Below are 20233 nucleotides of genomic sequence, written 5' to 3'. Positions count from 1 at the left end.
GGGGAAAGCGTACGGCGGGCCCGCCCTCCCGTCACCGGCTTCACGCCGCGTATCGGGTCGCCTCCGGCGCCGTCCCGTCCAGTACCCTGACCCCCACGGACCCCGTCTGCGCGGCGGGGTGCACCCACGGGGCCGGAGGGGCCCCCGAACCAGCACAGGAGACCTCCATGTCCCAGACCTCCCAGGCGACCGGTCGCCTCTCCGCCGGGCACGTCATCGTCAAGACCCTCGAGTCCCACGGCGTGAAGCGCGTCTACTCCGTGCCGGGCGAGTCCTACCTGGACGTCCTGGACGGCCTGCACGACTCGGGCATCGAGAACGTGGTGTGCCGCCACGAGGGCGGCGCCACGTACATGGCCGAGGCCGACGGCAAGATGAACGAGGTCCCCGGCGTCGCCATGGTGACGCGCGGCCCGGGCGCCGCGAACGCCCACGTCGGCCTGCACACCGCGTGGCAGGACTCGACGGCACTCGTGCTGTTCGTCGGCCTGATCCCGTTCGAGCACCGCGACCGCGAGGCCTTCCAGGAGTTCGACCCGCACGCCTGGTTCGGCACCGGTGCGAAGCGCGTGATGGTCCTGGACCACCCGGAGCGCGCCTCCGAGATCGTGGCCGAGGCCATGTTCGCCGCGAGCTCGGGCCGGCCCGGGCCCGTCGTCGTCGGCCTGCCGGAGGATGTGATCCGCCAGGAGATCGACGCGCACCTGCACCCGCAGATCCCCGTGGCCCCGGGCGGCATGACCGTGGAGGACTGGAAGTCCCTGCACGCCGCCCTCAAGGAGTCCAACAAGCCGCTGTTCATCACCGGTGGCAACGACTGGACGGACGAGGGCGCGCAGACCCTGACGACGTGGCTCGAGGAGCACAAGATCCCCGCCGCCGCCGAGTGGCGCTGCGAGGGCACCGTGCCGTTCTCCTCGCCGTCCTACGTGGGCCCGATCGGCTACGGCCGCCCGAAGCCGACCTACGACATGCTCGAGGAGACCGACCTCATCGTGTTCGTCGGCACCGTGCCCGGCGACGTCGTGACCAACGGCTTCACCATCCGCCAGAACTGGGACAAGAAGAACTTCCTGGTCACTATCGACCCGTCCCTGCGCGGCCGCTCCGGCCCCGTGTCCCACCAGATCGTGGCCAAGCCGGACGTGTTCATCCGCGACCTCGTCCGCATGGAGCTCGAGGTCAAGCCGGAGTGGGAGGAGTGGACCTCCCGCATGCGCGGCGAGCAGGAGAAGTTCGCGGCCCTGCCCCCGGCCGAGCCGTCCGAGGGTCAGGCGAAGATGGCCACCCTCATGGCCAACCTGGTGCCGAAGCTGCCGAAGGACTCGATGATCTCCCTCGGCGCGGGCGAGCACACCAACTGGGCGCACCGGTACTTCCCGACCGAGGGCTACCGCGCCATGATCTCGGCCCGCAACGGCTCCATGGGCTACTCGGTGCCGGGTGCCGTGGCCGCGTCCCTGAACTTCCCGGACCGCACCGTGGTGACCATCGCCGGCGACGGCGAGTTCCTCATGAACGGCCAGGAGCTGGCGACCGCCGCGCAGTACGGCGCGAAGCCCCTCGTGATCGTCATGGACAACCAGGAATACGGCACCATCCGCACCCATCAGGAGCGCGAGTACCCCGAGCGCGTCTCCGGCACCCAGCTGAAGAACCCCGACTTCGCCGCCATGGCCCAGGCGTTCGGCGGCTTCGGGGTGCGCGTGGAGCAGGACGCGGACGTGCCGGCGGCCGTGGACGCGGCGCTCAAGGCGGTCCAGGAGGAGGGCCGGTTCGCGCTCATCCACCTGATCGTGGAGCAGCGCGTCAAGGCCTACTGAGGCCGGCGGCGCGGCCCGTTCCGCGCCGCCCCTCCGGTCAGGCCGCCGTCGTGGCGACGTCGAAGCGCAGCTTCGGGACGGGGAAGGGTGCACCGTCGAGGTCCGTCTCGACCCGGTCCCGCAGCACGCCCCCGCACGCGCGGATCGTGGCCACGGAGGCGGTGTTCGTCTCGTCGCACGTGAGCAGGGCGGTGGAGACCCCGCGTGCGGCCAGCAGCATCAGGGCGCCGCGCAGCAGGCGTACGGCGTGCCCCCGCCGCCGGAACGCGGGCCGCACCGCGTAGCCCACGTGCCCGTTGACGTGGCGCAGCGCGTCGTTCAGCTCCCACCGCACGGACACCCGGCCCACCAGATGGCCCGCCTCGTCCACGCCCACGTAGAAGGACGCGGGCACCCGGCCGGGTTCGACGTCGCCGCGCGCCTCGGCGGCGAACGCGCGGCGGATCGCGGGGAAGGAGCGGGTGCCGGCCATCAGGAAGTCGAACCCCTCCCGATGCAGCTCGGCGTCCGCCTCGCGCGCCGCGATCTCGTCTGCGGCGCGCAGCGGGCGCAGCAGGAGGCCGTCCACGGTGACGGTGGGGCTGGGGTCCGGGAGCATGTGCCGAGTGTACGAGGGTGGACGCCGGGCGCGGCCGCGTGAGCCGCCCGCCGCCCCCGCCCTCGTGCTTTCCCCACCCCCGCGCCGTGAGCCAGACGTTTCGGTCGTGATCAGCCCCTGATTGCGGCTGAAACGTCTGGCTCGCGGCACATCCCTCGGTGCACCCTCCGGGCTGCCGCGCCCCCATCACGCCGACCGGGGTGACGTGGATCACGTTCGGGGCTAGGGTGTGGGGACCGACGATCGCCCATCCCCAGGAGGTCGCGATGACCGTGCCGTCCTCGTCGGCGGAGCATGCGCTCGACGCTCGCCCCGAGCTGCCGGGCGAAACCGTGTCCCGCGTCGCCATGACGCCCGCGGCGCTCGAGCTGATCCGCCGACTCCTCCCGATCCACGGCCCGCTCATGTTCCACCAGTCCGGCGGCTGCTGCGACGGCTCCGCGCCCATGTGCTATCCCGCCGGCGACTTCACGACCGGCGCCGCCGACGTCCTGCTGGGCACCTTCGCGCTGCCGGCCGAGGGGGACCAGGCCGCCGTGGAGATCCCGTTCTGGATGTCCGCCGCCCAGTTCGAATACTGGAAGCACACCCACCTCACCCTGGACGTGGTGGACGGGCGCGGCTCCGGCTTCTCCGTCGAGGCGCCCGAGGGCAAGCGGTTCCTGATCCGCTCGCGGTTGATGGCAGGCTCGGGATGAGCTCGACCCTCGCCACCGGCGCCTACCGACGCGCCGTGGACCGGGCCCACGAGTCCCTCGCCGCGGTCCGCCTGTCGCTCGCGCCGTCGTCGCCCACCGCTCCGGCCGGCGCAGACCAGGGCCTGCGCGCCGCCCTCCAGGGGCTGCGCCGGGAGGTCCGCGAGTCCTGGCTGCGCTCCCTCGGCGCCCTCACCCCCGTGGTGCCCGGCCAGACCGACCCGGCCACCCTCTCCGACGACGACCTCGCCGCCGCCCGCCGAGACCAGCGCCTCGCCGTGGCCCTGCCGGTGGTCCGACGCATGCTCATCCACCCCGCGGCCGAGGCCGGGATGCTCGCCGCGATCGGCAACGCGCGCGGCCACCTGCTGTGGGTCGAGGGCGACCGGACCGCGGTGCGCCACGCCGAGACCATGGGCTTCGTGGCGGGCGCCGACTGGTCCGAGGCGTCCATGGGCACCTCCGCCCCCGGCATCGTCCTCGCGACCGGCGCCCCCACGCAGGTCAGCCGCGGCGAGCACCTGAGCCCGCGCGTGCACCCGTGGAGCTGTTCGGCCGTCCCGCTCACGGACCCGGCCACCGGGCGGCTCGTCGGGGTCCTGGACCTCACGGGCGGGGAGGACGCCGTCAGCCACCTCGCCCTGCCGCTGCTCCAGGCCACCGTGGACGCCGTGCACGCCGCCTGGCGGGACCTGCCCGCCCCGTCCCGGGGCCGTTCCCGCGGTACCGCCCCGACGCCGGGCCCCTCGGCGCCGCCGTCCGCCTCGCCGGGGCCGAGCCCCGCCGGCGCGCCGCACCGCCACGACGCCGCCGCGGGCCTGCTGCGCGTCACCGGCCACCTGCCGGCCACGCTGGACGGGGTCGAGCTCACCGGCCGGCACGCGGAGATCCTCACCCTCCTCGCGTGGCACGGCCCGGGCCTGACCGGCGCCGAGCTCGAGGTCGCGCTGTATCCGGAGGAGACCGCCGGGCCCCGGCCCGCGCCGGGCGATTCCCCCGCCCGCGCCATCTCGCTGCGCGCCGAGGTGCATCGACTCCGCCGGGCGCTGCGGGACGTGGGGGCGCCGGTGGAGCTGCTGTCCCGGCCGTACCGGCTCGTGGGGGAGGTGCACGCGGACCTGCTGTGCGCGCGGGAGGCGCTGCGCGCCGGGGATCTGGACCGTGCGCTGCACGCGGCGGCCGGGCCGGTGCTGCCGCGGTCGGCGTCCCCCGGTGTCGCCTCGATCCGCGCGGAGCTGGGGGAGGCGCTGCGCGAGGCCGTCGCCCAGGACGCGGATGTCGAACAGCTCTGGGCCTACCTGGGCCGCCCCGAGGCCCGCGACGACGTCGAGCTCTGGGGCGCCGCCCTGCGTCTGCTGCCGGCGGACTCGCCGCGGCGGGCGCTCGCCGTGGCCACGCTCGAGCGGATCGAGCGGGACCTGGCCTGACCCGGCCCGCCCCTCACCCGCGCCCGGCTGCAACCTCCGTGCAACCTCCTTGTGACTAGCGTCACAGCCACGGCAGGGCGCCACCCGGCGTCGAGGCAACCGCAGGCAAAGGAGCCAGCACCATGACCGTCTACGCATTCCCCGGCACCGAGGGAGCCAAGGTCGAGTTCAAGTCCCGCTACGAGCACTTCATCGGCGGAGAGTGGACACCCCCGGTCAAGGGCCAGTACTTCGAGAACGTCACGCCCGTGACGGGCAAGGTGTTCTGCGAGGTCGCCCGCGGCACGGCCGAGGACATCGACGTCGCCCTCGACGCCGCCTGGAAGGCCGCCCCGGCCTGGGGCGCCACCTCGGCGGCCGAGCGTGCGCTCGTGCTGCACCGCATCGCGGACCGCATGGAGGAGAACCTCGAGATGCTGGCGGTCGCGGAGACCTGGGACAACGGCAAGGCCGTCCGGGAGACCCTCAACGCGGACGTTCCCCTGGCCATCGACCACTTCCGGTACTTCGCCGGCGCGATCCGCGCGCAGGAGGGCGGCCTGTCCCAGGTGGACGAGGACACCGTCGCCTATCACTTCCACGAGCCGCTCGGCGTGGTCGGCCAGATCATCCCGTGGAACTTCCCGCTGCTGATGGGGGTGTGGAAGCTGGCGCCCGCGCTGGCCGCGGGCAACGCCGTCGTGATCAAGCCCGCCGAGCAGACCCCGGCCTCGATCATGGTGTTCATCGAGCTGATCGCGGACCTGCTGCCGGCCGGCGTCGTCAACGTGGTCAACGGCTTCGGCCTCGAGGCCGGCAAGCCGCTCGCGCAGTCGCCGCGCATCCGCAAGATCGCGTTCACGGGTGAGACGACGACGGGCCGGCTGATCATGCAGTACGCCTCGGAGAACATCATCCCGGTGACCCTGGAGCTGGGCGGCAAGTCGCCCAACGTCTTCTTCGAGGACGTCATGGCGAACGACGACGCCTACTGGGACAAGGCGCAGGAGGGCTTCACCCTGTTCGCGCTGAACCAGGGCGAGGTCTGCACGTGCCCGTCGCGTGCGCTCGTGCAGGAGTCGATCGCGGAGAAGTTCCTCGACGCCGTCGTGGAGCGGACCTCGCGCATCGTCACCGGCAACCCGCTGGACACGGACGTGATGATGGGCGCCCAGGCCTCCAACGACCAGCTCGAGAAGATCACCTCCTACCTGGACATCGGCCGTCAGGAGGGCGCCGAGGTGCTGATCGGCGGCGCCCGCGCCGAGATGGAGGGCGAACTGTCCGGCGGCTACTACGTGCAGCCCACGATCTTCCGCGGGGACAACTCGATGCGCATCTTCCAGGAGGAGATCTTCGGGCCGGTGGTCTCGACGACCACGTTCACCGACTTCGACGACGCCATGCGGATCGCCAACGACACGCTCTACGGGCTCGGCGCCGGCGTGTGGTCCCGGAACGGCAACACCGCCTATCGCGCGGGCCGGGCGATCCAGGCCGGCCGCGTGTGGGTGAACAACTACCACGCCTACCCGGCCCACGCCGCGTTCGGCGGGTACAAGTCCTCCGGCATCGGCCGCGAGAACCACCTGATGATGCTCGACCACTACCAGCAGACCAAGAACCTGCTCGTCTCCTACTCCGAGGACAAGCTCGGGTTCTTCTGAGCCGGTGCCGGCACCGCACGACCCCCCTCCCCACTCCACGAAAGGTGATCCCCATGACCACGATGAAGGCAGCCGTCGTCACCCAGTTCGGCACAGAGGCCGACGTCACGGAGGTCGAGCGCCCGACGCCCGGCCAGCACCAAGCGCTCGTGAAGCTCATCTCCTCGGGCGTCTGCCACACGGACCTGCACGCGATGGAGGGTGACTGGCCGGTGAAGCCGACCCCGCCGTTCATCCCGGGCCACGAGGGCGTGGGCATCGTCGAGGAGGTCGGACCCGACGTCGAGAACCTCAAGGTCGGGGACATGGTCGGCAACGCGTGGCTGTGGGGCGCGTGCGGCCACTGCCAGTACTGCCGCACCGGGTGGGAGACCCTGTGCGAGGAGCAGGTCAACGGCGGCTACTCCATGAACGGATCCTTCGGCGAGTACATGCTCGTGGACGCCCGCTACGCGCCCCTGATCCCCGAGGGCGCGGACCCGATGGAGGTCGGCCCGATCCTGTGCGCCGGCGTCACGGTGTACAAGGGGCTGAAGCAGACCGAGGTGCGGCCCGGGCAGTGGGTCGTGATCTCCGGCATCGGTGGCCTGGGGCACATCGCGGTGCAGTACGCCGTGGCGATGGGCATGCGCGTGGTGGCCGTGGATGTCGCGGACGACAAGCTGGCGCTCGCCTCCCGGCACGGCGCGGAGCTGACCGTGAACGCGAACGTCGCGGACCCCTCCGTGGAGATCCAGGAGAAGATCGGCGGCGCCCACGGCGTGCTCGTCACGGCCGTGCACCCGCAGGCGTTCGGCCAGGCCATCGCGATGACCCGCCGCGGCGGCACCATCGTGTTCAACGGCCTGCCCCCGGGCGACTTCCCCGCGCCGATCTTCGACATCGTCCTCAAGGGCCTGACCATCCGCGGCTCGATCGTGGGCACCCGGCAGGACATGGTCGAGGCACTCGAGTTCTACGAGGCCGGGAAGATCCACCCGACGTTCCACACCCGCCCGCTCACCGAGATCAACGACGTGTTCGACGAGATGCGCCACGGCAAGATCGAGGGCCGCGTCGTCATCGACTACGCGATGCAGGACTGACGTGTCGCCTGGGCGTCGGCTGGGCGCGGGGTAGTATCGACACATCACGCGCACCAGTGCGACGGCGGTCGTCCCGCCCGGAGACCCGGGCCGGGGCGGCCGCCGTCGTCGTCGCGGGGACGGGGCGGGCCGCAGCGATTCCGGTGCGCGAGCCTCAGCGGGCCGCGGCCGGGGCGACGCCGTCGCGCAGCCACTCCAGCGTGGCCGGCCAGAAGGTCGGCGCGAACCGCGCGTGGAACAGTCCGAAGTGCCCGATCTCCGCGACACCGAGTTCCTCCGGTCGCACCCGCCAGCGCACCGTCCGCCGACCCGGCGAGTAGGCGTCCGCGCGGTCGAGGGCGGCGTCGGTGCCGAAGTCGTCGTCCACGGGCGCCACGATCAGCGCGTCCGCCGTGAACGCGGCCAGACGACGGCGCAGCTCGTCCCGGCCGGCGGCGGTGCGGGCGCTCGCGGTGAAGTCGCGGCGACTGCGCGCCCAGTCCAGGGCGACCCCGCGCGGCAGGTCCTCGAGCCAGCCGAGCCGCCGCCCCGGGAAGTGCCCGCGGGCCAGCGTGACCGCCGGCATCGCCACGTGCCAGCGCGCCCACATCCGTGCACGCCCCGGCCGCGCCCGGTAGTCCCGCCAGTGGGCGTGCTGCCCGCCCACGGCCACGTGCCGGGCCACATGCCGCGCCTCGTCCGCGAGCCCGATGCCGAACCCGCCGTAGCTGTGGCCCACCGTCAGGAGGGGGCCGGGCAGGTGCGTCCGGGCCCAGCCGAGCACGGCGTCCGCGTCGAGGGCGCCCCAGTCCGCCCACCGCGCCCGCCGGGCCACGGCGAACGGCTCGCGGGATTCCCCGACACCCCGGTAGTCGAACGTGACCGCGTGGAACCCGTGGCCGGCGAGGAACTCCGCGTAGCGCCGGTAGTACGTGGCCTTCACCCCGGTCGCCGAGGCGATCACCACCGCGCCGGCGGGCCGGGCCGGGGGCGTCGTCGTCGTGGGGGCGAAGTGGCGGGCCGCGAGCACGAAGCCGTCGCGGGCGCGGAGGCGCACGGGGGTGGAGGTGGTCTGCGTCACGCCGCCACCCTAGGCGCGAGGCGGCGCGACCTGCGACACAGACCTGCGACACAATGGGCCCATGACTGAGACCCCCCAGAGCTCGTCCGGCCAGAGCCGGGACGAGATCCTCGCCCGCCTCGAGGAGATCTACGCGAACGACCCCGCGGTGCGCGAGCACGGCGTCACCCTCGGCGAGGTGGCCGAGGGGCGCGTGGTGCTGCACCGCGACGTCACCGCGGACATGGTGAACTCCCACGAGATCTGCCACGGCGGCTTCCTGTTCCACCTCGCGGACTCGGCGCTGGCGTACTGCGTGGCGACCTTCGGTGCCGCGCCCGTCACCCGGCGCGCCGAGATCACCTACGTGGCGCCCGCCAGGCTCGGCGCGCACCTCGTGGCGACCGCCCGCCAGTCGGTGGAGTTCGGACGCGACCGCATGATCGAGGTCGGCATCGAGGCGGACGGCCAGCTCGTCGCCTGGTTCACCGGCCACGCCACGAGCCCGCGGGCGCGCGCGTGAGCGCCGGGCAGGACGCGACGACGGCCGGGCCGGTCGTCGAGTCGGTGGAGCTGCACGTGGCCGCGGGGGCGGAGGCGGCGTTCGAGGCCGCCGTCGCCGAGGCCGAGCCGCTGTTCCGGGACAAGGGCGCGACGTCCTTCGCGCTGTCCCGGCAGGTGGAGGACCCGGCGCGCTACCGGCTGCTGATCGGCTGGCGCACGCTCGAGGACCACACCGTGGGCTTCCGCGAGTCCGAGTCGTTCCTCGCGTGGCGTGCGCTCGTCACCCCGCACCTGGCGCAGCCGCCGGCCGCGACCCACTGGTCCGCCGTCTGACCCCCGCACCCCCCGTTTTCGTTCGAGAAACGGCGGTCCCCGACGCGTTTTCGTTCGAGAAACGGCGCGAGGGCCGACCGTTTCCCGAACGAAAGTGCCCGACACGCCGCCGTTTCCCGAACGAAAGTGCGGACGGAGACGCGGTCGGTTCAGAGGTGACGGCCGGCCAACCGCGTGAGGCTCGACTGGATGCCCCGCCCGTTGTCCGCCGGCACCCGCAGCAGCTCGTACGCGCGGCGCACGGCCGGCCGGGCCCACGAGTAGTCGAAGGTCTCGGTGACCTCGGTGGTGCCGTCCCCGTTGTCCTGGAACGCCCAGCGCCACCGGTGTCCGCCCGGGTGGGCCCACTCCACGAGCTCGTCCTCGTCCACGGCGGTGGCGGTCAGCGTCATCGTGTACGGCACCCCGTACTTCCGCATGGCCACGCGGAACCGGTCGCCCACGGCCAGCCGGTGCGGCCCGCTCACCTTCGGCCGCACGGTCCCGGACCCGTCCGCCTCGTGATGGCGGTGCGGGTCCGCGAGCATCGCCCACAGCTCGTGCGCCGGCGCGGCCACGGTGGCCCGGTAGGACACCTGGTGCTCGCCGGTCTCCACGCGCTCGGGCCACGCCGCCTGCGGGGCGGCCTGCGGCAGCCCGGACGACGACGGCGCGGCGGGCTCGGTCTCGGGGGCGGCGGACGAGGGGGTCGGCTCGGTGCTCATGCCGCCCAGTCTAGGAACCGCCGCGGACACCGGAAGCGGAGGCGACGGCACCCCTCGGCGGGACACCACAGGACTCTTGCCGGGGGCCCGCCCCGGGCCTAGGGTCAGGTCATGGGCGCATGGGGCAGAAACGTCTTCCAGAACGACACCGCGCTGGACATCGTGGACGAGGTCCTCGACGGCACCTTCGACCTGGACGAGTTCCGCAGGAACTTCCGTCGCGACGAGGACGAGGGCTACCTGACCGCGAGCCAGGGCGCCGCACTCCTCGCCCTCGGGGCGCTCGTGCGGATCGCCCGGAACGAGGACCACGCGGACCTCGAGGCCCTGCTCGAGCACGCGGAGACGGACGAGGTGGACCTCACCGCCTTCATCGACCAGTTCTCGGACGAGGACATCGAGACCCTGCGCGAGCTGATCGGCGTGGTCATCCGCGAGCCCTCCTGCTCCGAGCTCTACCAGCTCTGGGAGGAGTCCGGGGAGCTCGAGCAGTGGCTCGAGTACTCCCGCGAATGCCTGCCCTGACCGGCCGGCCGGGCCGGGGTGGACCCGGCCCGCGCTCGGCCCCGCCCCGGCTCAGCGCGCGTAGCGGGTGAGCCGCAGCGAGTTCAGCACCACGAGCACGCTCGAGGCCGCCATCGCTCCGCCGGCGATCATCGGGTTCAGCAGGCCCAGGGCCGCGACCGGGATGCCGAGCACGTTGTAGAGGAACGCCCAGAACAGGTTCATCCGGATGATCCCCAGGGTGCGGCGGCTCAGGTCGAGCGCCTGGACCACCTGGTGCAGGTCGTCGCCCATCACGGTGATCTGCGCGGCCTCGCGGGCCACGTCCGTCCCCGAACCCATGGCGATGCCCATGTCCGCCGCGGCGAGCGCCGGGGCGTCGTTGACGCCGTCGCCCACCATGGCCACCACGGCGCCCTCGGACTGCAGGCGCGTCACCACGTCCACCTTGTCCTCGGGGCGCACGCCGGCCACCACGTCCGCGGCCGGGATCCCGACGGCGTCCGCCACGTCGGTGGCGACGGCGGCGTTGTCGCCGGTCACCAGCAGCGGGCGCAGGCCCATCTCCCGCAGGCGGGCGATCGCGTCGGCGGAGGTGTCCTTCACGGTGTCCCGGACGGACAGGACGCCCGCCACGCGGCCGCCGACCGCGACCCACACGGCCGTGGCGCCGGCCTGCTCCGCGGCCTCGAACGCGGCCCGGTGCTCGGCGGGGATGCCGCCGTCGAGGGCGGTCTCGAGGACGGAGCCGCGGCCGACGGCCACGAGGACCGGGGCCGGGTCGGCGGCGCCGTGCGCGCCGGAGGCGAGGGCGCCGTCGTCGTGGGGGAGGGCCACCAGCCCGGACACGCCGCCGCCGGCCGTGGAGGCGAAGTCCGCCACGTCGGGCACGGTCAGGCCGCGCTCCTCGGCGCCGGTCACGATCGCGCGGGCGATCGGGTGCTCGGACCCGCGCTCGACGGCGGCCGCCAGGGTCAGCAGGACGTCGGCGGCCTGGTCCGGCGCCGTTTCGGCCACGGAAGCGCTCCGGGGAGCGCCCGTGTCGGTGACGAAGGCGGGGTCGAGGACGAGCACGTCCGCGAGCGCCATGCGGCCCTCGGTCACGGTGCCGGTCTTGTCCAGCACGATCGTGTCCACGGTGCGCGATTCCTCGAGCACCTCGGGGCCGCGGATGAGGATGCCCAGCTGCGAGGCGCGGCCGGTGCCGGCCAGGAGGCCGACCGGGGTCGCCAAGCCGAGGGCGCACGGGCACGCGATCACGAGTACGGCCACGCCGGCGCGCAGCGCGGACGGCAGTTCGCCGGTCACGAGCATCCACACCGCGAAGGTCAGCACGGCGATCCCGAGCACGATCGGCACGAACACGGCGGAGATCCGGTCGGCCAGCCGGGCCACGCGGGCCTTGCCGGTCTGCGCCTCGGAGACGAGCCGCCCCATCTGGGCGAGCGTCGTGTCCGAGCCGACGCGGGTCGCGCGGGCCACGAGCCGGCCCGAGGTGTTCAGGGTGGCGCCGGTGAGGGCGTCCCCGGGGCCGACCTCCACGGGCACGGACTCGCCCGTGAGCAGGGAGGCGTCCACGGCGGAGGTGCCCTCGAGCACCTCGGCGTCCGTGGGCACCTTCTCGCCGGGGCGGATCAGCACGACGTCGCCCGGCGCGAGGGACTCGGCGGGCACCGTGCGCTCGTCGTGGGTCTCGGGGTCGTAGAGGGTGGCCCGGGCCGCGCCCAGGTCCAGGAGCGCGCGCAGCGCGGCGCCGGCCTCACGCTTGGCGCGGGCCTCGAGCCAGCGGCCCAGCAGCAGGAACGTGGTGATGACCGCGGCCGCCTCGAAGTACAGGCTGTGGTGGGCCATCTCCGCCATGGTCCCGCCCACGTGGGCGGTCATGTCCGGCGCCAGGATCAGCTCCACGGCCGAGAAGGAGAAGGAGACGAGCACGCCCAGGGACACGAGGGTGTCCATCGTGGACGAGCCGTGCCGGGCCGCGCGGAACGCCGCCGAGTGGAACGGCCACGCCGCCCACAGCGCCACGGGTGCCGCCAGGGCGAACGCGACCCAGCCCCAGTGCGGGAACTGCAGCGCCGGGACCATGGAGATCAGCACGAGCGGCACCGTCAGCACCGCCGCGCCGATCAGGCGCGGTTTGAGCACGTCCTCACCCGGACCGTGGGCCATGTGGTCGTGGTGGTCCACGCCGTCATGGTCCGCGGCGTGCTCCTCGCCGTGGTCGGAGGTGTGGGCGTGCCCGGCGTGTCCCGCGTGCCCGGCCTGGCCGGCCGGCGGGGCGGGACGGCGCACGGTGGCGCCGTACCCGGCCTTCTCGACGGCGGCCACGAGCTCCTCGTCCGACACGCCGGCGGGCGCGGTGACGGTGGCCTGTTCGAGCGGCAGGTTCACGGACGCCGTGACGCCCTCGAGCTTGCCCAGCTTGCGTTCGACGCGACCCACGCACGAGGCGCAGGTCATGCCGGTGACGTCCAGGTCGACGCGGCGGGTGGTCTCGGGCTGCGGGCCGGCCGGGGTGGAGGAGGCGGGGCGGGTCATGGGGTCAGCCCTCCACCAGCGTGTAGCCGGCCTCCTCGACGGCGGCGCGCGCGGCGGCGGGGTCGAGGGGGCCCTCGGAGGTGACGGTGGCGGTGGACACGCCCCCGGCGTTCAGGTCGACGTCTACGGCGGAGACGCCGGCGATCTCACCGAGCTCCTCCCGGACGGAGGCGACGCAGTGGCCGCAGGTCATGCCGGTGATCTTCAGGTCGGTGGTGGTCATCTCGTGCTCCTCGTGCGGTGGTGGGTGGGCGACGGCGCCGGTCAGCGCAGCAGGCGGCCGAGGGCTGCCGTCGCCTCGGCGACCTTCTCGTCGATGAGCTCGGTGCGGCCCTCCGCCTCGGCCTGCACCGCGGCCTCGGCCACGCAGTGACGCAGGTGCTCCGAGGTGAGGTTCAGGCTGAGGGACTGCAGCGCCTTCGTGACGGCGGCGACCTGCGTGAGGATGTCGATGCAGTACACGTCCTCGTCCACCATGCGGTGGAGGCCGCGCACCTGCCCCTCGATGCGGCGCAGTCGCGCCAGGTGCTTCGCCTTGTCCCGGTGGACTTGGTGCGGGGGTCGGTGGCCGTCGCAGGCGTCCGCCGCGGCGGACGGAAGGGGCGAGGCGGCGGCGGGCGCCGTCGTCGTGCTGTCCGTGCTCATACCCCCGTTCTATACCCCAGGGGGGTATAGGTCAAGGGGTCAGCCGGTGCGGGTGCCCTCGTCCGGCAGCGGGGCGGCGGCGGCTTCCCCCAGATCGGCGATCAGACCGCGGACCTGCAGGTCCAGGGCGTCGCGCACGCCGCGCACCTGCTCGAGGCTCATGCCGCGGATCGACGGCACGGACCACTTCTGCACCTGCGCGCCCTCGGGGATCTCGAACGGATCCGCGCCGTCGAAGAGCACCACGATCTCGGCGGCCCGGAGCACGTCCGGGTCCAGACCCTTGGTGTACGTGTGGTGCAGCGGGATGCCGATCTCGTTCATCGCCTCGAACGCGGTGGAGATGACCTCGCCGGCGGGCTCCGTGCCGGCCGAGCGGGCCCTGACCTCGCCGTGGGTGCGGTTCTCGAGCAGGGCCGCGGCCATCTGCGAGCGGCCGGCGTTGCCGTGGCAGACGAACAGCACACGCGGGTGGCGGGACTCGATGCTGCCCTGGTTGATCGCCCTGGCGCGCAGGCGCGAGGCGGCATGCTGCACCGCGGTGGTCGGCAGCATCTCCGGGTGGCGGCTCGTCGCGGCGAGCTCGGCGTAGGAGTCGAACAGGAGCTGACGCACCGTCGCCTCGTCGGCCACGCCGGGGAAGCGCGCCATCAGCGGCCCGACCTCGCGCTCGAGCACGTGCGCGGCCATCCCGTGCGGCACGGGGTGCACCGCGGCGGGGATGTCCGGCGCGGCCGTCGTGTCCAGCGGCATGTCGTCCACCGCCGGTGCGTGATCGGCGTGGGGGTCCGGGGGGATGGGGGCCATGGTGCGAGTCCTCCGGGGAAGGCGGTCGGCTGAACGCGAGGTGAACAGGTGCCCCCACCCTGCGACGTCGGGTGTGCCGGCGCAAGCCTTGACGGGATCCCTCCGCGCACGACGACGCCGCTCGCCGCCGTCGTCGGGGCGGCCGCCGAGGCCTGGGCCCGGAGCGGGGGTCCGCCGAGGTGGGAGAGAATGGGGGCCATGTCTGTCCGCTCCCTGCTCCCGGACCTCGGCACCCCCGCGACCGGGACCCCCGAGGCCGCCGTCCCCCCGTTCGCCCGGGCGGTGCTGTGGGCGCACGGGGACGACGCGTGGCGGGGCGAGGGCGGCTGGACCGTGCTCCTGGACGGCACCGACCGGCTCCGCCGGCTCTCCGCGCTGTGGCAGGCCGCCGTCGCCGGGCGACCGGACCCGAGGGCCCCGCTGCGGGGCTGGATCTCCTCGACCTTCTCCGATGACTCGCCCGAGCCCGCGGTCCTGCGCATCCCCGCGGATCTGCGCCGCGCCACGCCGTCCGGCGTGCGGGACGTGGCCCAGCACGTGGACGCGAACGCGCTCGCAGCCGCCGTCGCCGCGGACCGCGGAGCCCGGCTGCTGGCCGACGGTGCGGTGGCCCTGCCCGCCGACGTCGCCGACCGTGCCTGGGACGACGCCGGCTACGCGGCCGGGGTGCGTGAACTGCTGACACGGATGGCCGACTCGGGCGGAGAGCTGGCGAAGGTCGTGATCAGCCGCACGATGACCGTCCCCGCGGACGACGCCGACCTGTGGCGGGCGATCGGGGCCCTGCGCCGCGAGTACCCGCAGACCTGGGTGTTCGCCGTCGGCGGGCTGCTGGGCGCCACGCCCGAGGTCCTCGCCACGCGGCACGCGGGGCTCGTGGGCTCGCGGGTGCTGGCGGGGTCCATGCCGCGCGGCGCGGACGAGGAGGAGGACGCCGCGCTGCGGGAGCGTCTGGCCTGTGATCCGCGGCTGGCGGAGGAACATCGCTGGGCGGCGCGGTCGGTGCTGGACGCGCTGGCGCCCGTCGTCGACCTCGCCGACGACGACCCCGCACCCACCGTCCTGACCCTGCCGAACGTGCACCACCTGGCCACGTCCGTGCGCGGCCGGCTGCGGGACGGGCGGGGGACCGTGCTGGACGTGGTGGCCGCGCTGCATCCGACGGCAGCCGTCGGCGGGACCCCCACGATGGACGCTGTGCGGGTGATCGCGGAGGTCGAGCCCGTGGACCGCGGCCGCTACGCCGGGCCGGTCGGGTGGCTGGACCAGGACGGCGACGGTGAGATCGCCCTGGCGCTGCGCTGTGGCCAGCAGGTGCCCGGCGGGGTGCGGCTGCAGGCCGGGGGCGGGATGGTCCCGGGAGCGGTGCCCGAGGAGGAGGTCACGGAGATCCGGGCCAAGTTCCTGCCGATGCGCCGAGCGCTGGGCGTCGCCGAGGACTGAGGTCTCCCGCGCTTTCGTTCGGGAAACGGCGGCGTGTCGCGGTGCTTTCGTGTGGGAAACGGCGCCGCACGCCGGATTCGCGTGAGCGGCGATGGAACGGCGCCCCGGAGCGGACGTGCCGGTCGACCTCGTCAGCAAGGAGCGGTGACGCCGTTTCTCGAACGAAAGCGTCCTGGGGCCCGCCGTTTCCAGAACGAAAGCGTCCTGGGGCCCGCCGTTTCCCGAACGAAAGCGTCTGGGACGCGAGAAGACCCGCCGGCCACGGCCCCTCGCGGGGCGGGCCGACGGGTCTTCGCGTCGGTGTGGGGGATCAGGCGGCGACGGCCATGGCCTCGTGGGCCGGCGTCGTGGCCTGGAGGCGGCGGGTGGCCTCGCGCTCGGCGAGGGCCGGCAGGAAGGTGGTGATGCGGGCGCCGCGCTTGAGGTCGGCGACGACCTCGCGGACGACCGAGCGGACGGTCTCGGCGGTGACGGTGCCCTCGAAGCGGCGGAGGAGGGTCTCCTCGACGCGCTGGAGCACGTGGCGCTGCATGAGGGGGCTCGGGGCGGTGGGCAGGTGGTGGCTGGTCGTGTTGATGCTCACGGTGAGCACCTCCTTCGGTTGCCGGACCACGAGTCCGGCGGATCGTCGCGGCGGGGCCGCGGGTGATGAGTTCGGTGGAGTCCCGACCTCGCGTTCCGTAAACGCTAGGTGAACTGCTTGTGAACAAGTTTACAGATTTCCTCCCAGAGTGCAACTCCGTGTTCACCAACGTGACCTGAGGCACTCCGCCACACATGCCTGGATGGCGCAAAATCAGCGCAATCATGCGGTTTCCGGATCGAGGTGCCACGAGCGGCAGGCGAACAGCAAGATGAACAGAAGGTGAACGGCACCGTTCATCTCGGCCCCCTGCCCCTCCGCCCGGCCCGGTGCGAGGCTGGGACCATGCGCCCCGACCGCCACTCCGCCCCGACCTCCGCGGCCGCCCTCGCCCGCGAGGCCGTGATCCTCGCCGGCGCCGGTGCGGCGATCCTGCTCCAGGTGGCGCACCGGCCGGTGGGGGCCGGCGTCGCCGTCCACTCCCGGTTCACCGAGGACCCGATGCGCCGGCTCCGCCACACGCTCGCCTACATCTACGCGGTCACCCTCCCCGAGGCCGCGCCGCTGCGCGACGCGGTCGTCGACCGGGTGCGGGCGGCGCACCGCCCGGTCCGCGGGGTCGACGCCGGAGGCCAGCCCTACGACGCCGCCGACCCGGACGCCCAGCTCTGGGTGGCCGCCACCCTCTATGCGATGGGGGAGCAGGTGCGCCGCCGGATGTGGGGCGCCCTCGACGCCGAGGACGCCGACCGCCTCTACCGCGGGTACGCCCCGCTCGCCACGAGCCTCGAGGTCCCCGCCTCCGCCTGGCCGGTCGACCGCGCGGCGTTCGCGGACTACTGGGACGACCGGGTGGCCCGGCTCGAGGTCACGGACGACGCGCGGCGGGTCGCCGCCGACCTGTTCTCCGGCCATGGCGTCCCCGCGCCGCTGCGGACGGCTATGCCCTTGGCCCGCTTCGTCACCGCCGGCCTCCTCCCGGGGCGCGTGCGCGCCGGCCTCGGCTGGTCCTGGAGCGGGCGGGACTCCGTCCGGGAGGCACGCCTCTGGGGGCTGGCGCGCACCGTGTACCGGCCGCTGCCGGCGACGGTGCGCGGCGTCGTCGTCCGCTGGGTCCTGCGGGGGCTGCCCCGGACGCGAAAGCCGCGCGGCGCCGTCGACGTGGAGGCGACCCGCCGCGAAGTCCGCCCCGTCTGGGAGAATGGTGCCGATGTCTGACTACCAGCCCCGCCGCCCCGGATCGAAGCCCACCCCGAACCGCCAGAGGGACCGCGCCGGCAAGCCGGCCCTCGGCCGCCCCGAGCGCGGCCTGATCGACGAGTCCGAGGCGCGCCAGCTCGCCGAGGACCGAGAGCGCATGCGCCGCGCCGGCGTCGGCCACCAGCTCTCCGCGCCCAAGCGCCGCGAGGCCGCCACCGCCGAGCGCCCCCAGGTGATGCCGAAGACCGAGGGCTGGACCCAGCCGATGGGCCCGGACGGCCGACCGCAGCTGCAGTTCAAGCAGCCGCGCGTCTCCCAGCCGCCCACGCACCTGGCCGACCTCACGCTGAAGGAGCGGCAGGAGAAGGCCAAGGAGATCGGGCTGCCGGCGTTCCGCGCCAAGCAGCTCTCGGTGCACTACTTCGAGCACTACACCACCGATCCGGAGCAGATGACGGACCTGCCCAAGGACAAGCGGGAGGCGATCGCGGAGGCGTTCTTCCCGCCGCTGCTCACCGAGGTCCGGCGCATGGAGACCGACCGCGGGGACACCGTCAAGTTCCTGTGGCGGCTGTTCGACGGCGCGCTCGTGGAGTCCGTGCTCATGCGGTACCCCGGCCGCGTGACGCTGTGCGTGTCCAGCCAGGCCGGCTGCGGGATGAACTGCCCGTTCTGCGCCACGGGCCAGGCCGGGCTGACCCGCAACATGTCCACGGCGGAGATCGTGGAGCAGATCGTGCTGGCCAACCAGGTGATCGCCCAGGGCGGACTGGGCGGCAAGCGCAAGGACGGCGGGCACGACGCCGACCGCGTCACCAACGTCGTGTTCATGGGCATGGGTGAGCCCCTGGCTAACTACAAGCGCGTGATGGCCGCCGTGCACCGCATGGTGGACCCCTCGCCCGAGGGCCTGGGCATGTCCGCGCGGAACATCACGCTGTCCACTGTGGGCCTGGTGCCGGCCATCCGGAAGCTGGCCGAGGAGGGGGTGCCGCTGACGTTCGCCCTGTCCCTGCACGCGCCGGACGACGAGCTGCGCGACGAGCTGATCCCCGTGAACTCGCGCTGGAAGGCGGACGAGGCGATCGACGCCGCGTACGACTACTTCGTGGCCACCGGGCGCCGGGTGTCCATCGAGTACGCGCTCATCAAGGACATGAACGACCACGCGTGGCGCGCCGACCTGCTGGCCAAGAAGCTCAACGCCCGGGGCAAGGGCTGGGTGCACGTGAACCCGATCCCGCTGAACCCGACGCCGGGCTCCATCTGGACCGCCTCGGAGAAGGACGTGACGCGCGAGTTCGTGGACCGGCTCAACGCCGCCGGCATCCCCACCACCCTGCGTGACACCCGTGGCAAGGAGATCGACGGCGCGTGCGGCCAGCTGGCGGCCGAGGACGTGGACTGACGTCCCGAGGCCCCGCGCGCGGCGCTCACCGGCCCCGCGGATGAGCCGCGAGGCCGGCGTCGGGAGGCGCCGTCAGAAGCGGACGGTCTCGCTGTCGCCCGGGTGGGCCTCGCCGCCGGTGACCTTGGCCTTCACCAGCTCGACGGCGGTGGCCACCGCGCCCGGGGACTCCCAGAACTGGGCGGTCTGCACATCCACGCGCACGAGCACGATCTGCGGATCCTCGGGGCTCGAGCCCTCACCGAAGAACGCCTCGGTGGCCGGGTTCCAGAACTCCTTCTTGCGCGCGTCGTCGCGGACGAGCTGACCGTGGCCCGCGAGGGAAGCCCAGAAGTCCTTGTCCTGCACGGCGACGTTGACCGGGCGCTGCGGAGCGTCCGCGGCGACGTCGGAGGTGGCGCGCGTGAGGAACCAGAGCGTGCCACCGTCCTCGGCCTGCTGCAGGCCCATCGGGCGGGTGACGAGCGTGCCGTCCTGCTCAGCGGTGGTCAGCATGCAGACGTTCACCTTCGCGAGCTTCTCGAGCAGACGGGCGCGGGGATCCTGGGTGCCCATAGCGTGACTCCTTCGTCGTCGGGTGCCGGCGCCCTGATGCGGCCACCGGCTCGTAGCACCGACCCTAGACACGGCCAGGCGGGCCCTGACCAGCGCTCAGCGGCGCACAGTCGTGGCGAGCCAGTCGACGGCGAGGGCGTAGCCCTGGACGCCCGCCCCGGCGATCACGACGTCGGCGACGGCGGAGACGTGCGAGTGGTGCCGGAACGCCTCGCGCCGGTGGACGTTGGAGATGTGCACCTCGGCGATCGGCCGGTCGACGGCGGCGAGGGCGTCCCGGATGGCGATGGAGGTGTGCGAGTACGCGGCGGGGTTGATGAGGACGCCCGCGTGGGAGGTGCGGGCCTCCTGGATCCAGTCGATGAGCTCGCCCTCGTGGTTGGACTGTCGGAAGTCCACGGTCAGCCCGTGCTCGGCCGCGCGGGCCTCGGTGAGCGCACGGACGTCGTCGAGGGTGGCCGTGCCGTAGACCTCGGGCTCGCGGGTGCCGAGCAGGTTCAGGTTGGGGCCGTTGAGCACGAGCAGGGGCAGGGCGGGAGTGGCGGTCATGCGGTCAGTCTAGGTGTTGTGGGTCATGAGGTTCTTGCCACGGGGTACGGGCTGAGATGAGACGAGTGGGCCTCTCCCGCAGGATGGAAGTTCCTACACCACCGACCTGCCCGAGAAGACCCACTCATGACTCACGCTAACGCA

At 73.5% G+C, this 20233-nt stretch carries 21 protein-coding genes; 11 read left to right on the top strand and 10 right to left on the bottom strand.

From position 1 onward, the window contains the following. Nucleotides 1–167: 167 nt before the first annotated feature. Nucleotides 168–1823, top strand: coding sequence for a thiamine pyrophosphate-dependent enzyme (locus DE149_RS07285; protein ID WP_113914239.1), 1656 nt, complete (start codon nucleotides 168–170; stop codon nucleotides 1821–1823). Between the two features lie 37 nt (nucleotides 1824–1860). Here the strand turns inward: DE149_RS07285 and DE149_RS07280 are convergent, their stop codons facing one another. Continuing rightward, a complete protein-coding gene (locus DE149_RS07280; protein ID WP_113914238.1) occupies nucleotides 1861–2421 on the bottom strand; it encodes a GNAT family N-acetyltransferase in 561 nt (186 codons plus the stop codon). Nucleotides 2422–2687: 266 nt separating this feature from the next. On the opposite strand from DE149_RS07280, the gene DE149_RS07275 reads away from it, so the two are divergent. The 4 genes from DE149_RS07275 to adhP all read left to right on the top strand — a co-directional run bounded on the left by DE149_RS07275 (nucleotide 2688) and on the right by adhP (nucleotide 7274). Continuing rightward, entirely contained in the window at nucleotides 2688–3119 is a 432-nt protein-coding gene (locus DE149_RS07275) for a DUF779 domain-containing protein (protein WP_036316759.1), read from the top strand. Continuing rightward, the gene (locus tag DE149_RS07270; protein ID WP_113914237.1) at nucleotides 3116–4543 is read left to right on the top strand and encodes a GAF domain-containing protein; all 1428 of its coding nucleotides are present in this window, start codon (nucleotides 3116–3118) and stop codon (nucleotides 4541–4543) included. Before DE149_RS07275 ends, DE149_RS07270 begins: the two co-directional genes overlap by 4 nt. A gap of 122 nt (nucleotides 4544–4665) precedes the next feature. Continuing rightward, nucleotides 4666–6189 carry an aldehyde dehydrogenase family protein gene (locus DE149_RS07265; protein WP_113914236.1) on the top strand — a complete coding sequence of 508 codons (1524 nt, stop codon included), beginning with the start codon at nucleotides 4666–4668 and terminating at the stop codon, nucleotides 6187–6189. A 53-nt stretch (nucleotides 6190–6242) separates the two neighbouring features. Continuing rightward, nucleotides 6243–7274: an alcohol dehydrogenase AdhP gene (gene adhP / locus DE149_RS07260; RefSeq protein WP_113914235.1), complete on the top strand. Its 1032-nt coding sequence runs from the start codon at nucleotides 6243–6245 to the stop codon at nucleotides 7272–7274. A 154-nt stretch (nucleotides 7275–7428) separates the two neighbouring features. On the opposite strand, the gene DE149_RS07255 is transcribed toward adhP, so the two are convergent. Next, nucleotides 7429–8334 (bottom strand): alpha/beta fold hydrolase, encoded by a 906-nt coding sequence (locus DE149_RS07255; protein ID WP_113914234.1) that lies wholly within the window; start codon nucleotides 8332–8334, stop codon nucleotides 7429–7431. Between the two features lie 61 nt (nucleotides 8335–8395). Between DE149_RS07255 and DE149_RS07250 the strand changes: the two genes are divergently transcribed. Then, on the top strand, nucleotides 8396–8836 hold the full coding sequence (locus tag DE149_RS07250; protein WP_113914233.1) for a PaaI family thioesterase: 441 nt from the start codon (nucleotides 8396–8398) through the stop codon (nucleotides 8834–8836). Continuing rightward, nucleotides 8833–9150, top strand: a complete 318-nt coding sequence (locus DE149_RS07245) for a putative quinol monooxygenase (protein WP_113914232.1) — start codon at nucleotides 8833–8835, stop codon at nucleotides 9148–9150. The genes DE149_RS07250 and DE149_RS07245 overlap by 4 nt, the downstream gene beginning before the upstream one ends. Before the next feature lie 149 nt (nucleotides 9151–9299). Here DE149_RS07245 and DE149_RS07240 read toward each other — a convergent pair whose 3' ends face one another. Beyond that, nucleotides 9300–9854: an SRPBCC family protein gene (locus DE149_RS07240; RefSeq protein WP_113914231.1), complete on the bottom strand. Its 555-nt coding sequence runs from the start codon at nucleotides 9852–9854 to the stop codon at nucleotides 9300–9302. Between the two features lie 111 nt (nucleotides 9855–9965). On the opposite strand from DE149_RS07240, the gene DE149_RS07235 reads away from it, so the two are divergent. Further along, nucleotides 9966–10379: a DUF4259 domain-containing protein gene (locus tag DE149_RS07235; RefSeq protein WP_113914230.1), complete on the top strand. Its 414-nt coding sequence runs from the start codon at nucleotides 9966–9968 to the stop codon at nucleotides 10377–10379. Nucleotides 10380–10430: 51 nt separating this feature from the next. Here the strand turns inward: DE149_RS07235 and DE149_RS07230 are convergent, their stop codons facing one another. From DE149_RS07230 to DE149_RS07215, 4 genes are read right to left on the bottom strand one after another with little or no spacing between them, the layout of a single operon-like run. Continuing rightward, entirely contained in the window at nucleotides 10431–12899 is a 2469-nt protein-coding gene (locus tag DE149_RS07230) for a cation-translocating P-type ATPase (protein WP_113914229.1), read from the bottom strand. A gap of 4 nt (nucleotides 12900–12903) precedes the next feature. Continuing rightward, entirely contained in the window at nucleotides 12904–13122 is a 219-nt protein-coding gene (locus tag DE149_RS07225; RefSeq protein WP_041103399.1) for a heavy-metal-associated domain-containing protein, read from the bottom strand. A gap of 41 nt (nucleotides 13123–13163) precedes the next feature. Next, nucleotides 13164–13544, bottom strand: coding sequence for a metal-sensitive transcriptional regulator (locus DE149_RS07220; RefSeq protein ID WP_100058590.1), 381 nt, complete (start codon nucleotides 13542–13544; stop codon nucleotides 13164–13166). Between the two features lie 39 nt (nucleotides 13545–13583). Then, nucleotides 13584–14351, bottom strand: a complete 768-nt coding sequence (locus tag DE149_RS07215) for a low molecular weight phosphatase family protein (protein WP_113914228.1) — start codon at nucleotides 14349–14351, stop codon at nucleotides 13584–13586. Nucleotides 14352–14549: 198 nt separating this feature from the next. Here DE149_RS07215 and DE149_RS07210 point away from each other — a divergent pair, with 198 nt between their 5' ends. Next, nucleotides 14550–15794: an isochorismate synthase MenF gene (locus DE149_RS07210; RefSeq protein ID WP_113914227.1), complete on the top strand. Its 1245-nt coding sequence runs from the start codon at nucleotides 14550–14552 to the stop codon at nucleotides 15792–15794. Between the two features lie 310 nt (nucleotides 15795–16104). Here the strand turns inward: DE149_RS07210 and DE149_RS07205 are convergent, their stop codons facing one another. After that, nucleotides 16105–16377, bottom strand: a complete 273-nt coding sequence (locus DE149_RS07205) for a three-helix bundle dimerization domain-containing protein (protein WP_223247481.1) — start codon at nucleotides 16375–16377, stop codon at nucleotides 16105–16107. Between the two features lie 345 nt (nucleotides 16378–16722). Here DE149_RS07205 and DE149_RS07200 point away from each other — a divergent pair, with 345 nt between their 5' ends. Continuing rightward, the gene (locus tag DE149_RS07200) at nucleotides 16723–17595 is read left to right on the top strand and encodes an oxygenase MpaB family protein (protein ID WP_113914226.1); all 873 of its coding nucleotides are present in this window, start codon (nucleotides 16723–16725) and stop codon (nucleotides 17593–17595) included. Beyond that, on the top strand, nucleotides 17588–18985 hold the full coding sequence (gene rlmN / locus DE149_RS07195; protein ID WP_036384305.1) for a 23S rRNA (adenine(2503)-C(2))-methyltransferase RlmN: 1398 nt from the start codon (nucleotides 17588–17590) through the stop codon (nucleotides 18983–18985). The genes DE149_RS07200 and rlmN overlap by 8 nt, the downstream gene beginning before the upstream one ends. Nucleotides 18986–19057: 72 nt before the next feature. Here the strand turns inward: rlmN and DE149_RS07190 are convergent, their stop codons facing one another. Together DE149_RS07190 and aroQ are read right to left on the bottom strand one after the other, a co-directional pair. Continuing rightward, entirely contained in the window at nucleotides 19058–19540 is a 483-nt protein-coding gene (locus DE149_RS07190) for a pyridoxamine 5'-phosphate oxidase family protein (protein WP_036384307.1), read from the bottom strand. Between the two features lie 96 nt (nucleotides 19541–19636). Continuing rightward, on the bottom strand, nucleotides 19637–20089 hold the full coding sequence (aroQ, locus tag DE149_RS07185; protein WP_113914225.1) for a type II 3-dehydroquinate dehydratase: 453 nt from the start codon (nucleotides 20087–20089) through the stop codon (nucleotides 19637–19639). Nucleotides 20090–20233: the final 144 nt, after the last annotated feature.

Source organism: Micrococcus sp. KT16 (genome assembly GCF_003315015.1).
Taxonomy (GTDB): domain Bacteria; phylum Actinomycetota; class Actinomycetes; order Actinomycetales; family Micrococcaceae; genus Micrococcus; species Micrococcus luteus.
This window is presented reverse-complemented; position numbering and strand designations above follow the sequence as displayed.

Bases quoted from the DNA above. Each gene is read 5' to 3' on its own strand.
- DE149_RS07280 (WP_113914238.1), bottom strand. From the start codon at position 2,421: ATGCTCCCGGACCCCAGCCCCACCGTCACCGTGGACGGCCTCCTGCTG.
- DE149_RS07210 (WP_113914227.1), top strand. From the start codon at position 14,550: ATGTCTGTCCGCTCCCTGCTCCCGGACCTCGGCACCCCCGCGACCGGG.
- DE149_RS07285 (WP_113914239.1), top strand. From the start codon at position 168: ATGTCCCAGACCTCCCAGGCGACCGGTCGCCTCTCCGCCGGGCACGTC.
- DE149_RS07265 (WP_113914236.1), top strand. From the start codon at position 4,666: ATGACCGTCTACGCATTCCCCGGCACCGAGGGAGCCAAGGTCGAGTTC.
- DE149_RS07190 (WP_036384307.1), bottom strand. From the start codon at position 19,540: ATGGGCACCCAGGATCCCCGCGCCCGTCTGCTCGAGAAGCTCGCGAAG.
- rlmN (WP_036384305.1), top strand. From the start codon at position 17,588: ATGTCTGACTACCAGCCCCGCCGCCCCGGATCGAAGCCCACCCCGAAC.
- DE149_RS07235 (WP_113914230.1), top strand. From the start codon at position 9,966: ATGGGCGCATGGGGCAGAAACGTCTTCCAGAACGACACCGCGCTGGAC.
- adhP (WP_113914235.1), top strand. From the start codon at position 6,243: ATGACCACGATGAAGGCAGCCGTCGTCACCCAGTTCGGCACAGAGGCC.
- aroQ (WP_113914225.1), bottom strand. From the start codon at position 20,089: ATGACCGCCACTCCCGCCCTGCCCCTGCTCGTGCTCAACGGCCCCAAC.
- DE149_RS07250 (WP_113914233.1), top strand. From the start codon at position 8,396: ATGACTGAGACCCCCCAGAGCTCGTCCGGCCAGAGCCGGGACGAGATC.
- DE149_RS07275 (WP_036316759.1), top strand. From the start codon at position 2,688: ATGACCGTGCCGTCCTCGTCGGCGGAGCATGCGCTCGACGCTCGCCCC.
- DE149_RS07230 (WP_113914229.1), bottom strand. From the start codon at position 12,899: ATGACCCGCCCCGCCTCCTCCACCCCGGCCGGCCCGCAGCCCGAGACC.
- DE149_RS07270 (WP_113914237.1), top strand. From the start codon at position 3,116: ATGAGCTCGACCCTCGCCACCGGCGCCTACCGACGCGCCGTGGACCGG.
- DE149_RS07215 (WP_113914228.1), bottom strand. From the start codon at position 14,351: ATGGCCCCCATCCCCCCGGACCCCCACGCCGATCACGCACCGGCGGTG.
- DE149_RS07240 (WP_113914231.1), bottom strand. From the start codon at position 9,854: ATGAGCACCGAGCCGACCCCCTCGTCCGCCGCCCCCGAGACCGAGCCC.
- DE149_RS07225 (WP_041103399.1), bottom strand. From the start codon at position 13,122: ATGACCACCACCGACCTGAAGATCACCGGCATGACCTGCGGCCACTGC.
- DE149_RS07220 (WP_100058590.1), bottom strand. From the start codon at position 13,544: ATGAGCACGGACAGCACGACGACGGCGCCCGCCGCCGCCTCGCCCCTT.
- DE149_RS07200 (WP_113914226.1), top strand. From the start codon at position 16,723: ATGCGCCCCGACCGCCACTCCGCCCCGACCTCCGCGGCCGCCCTCGCC.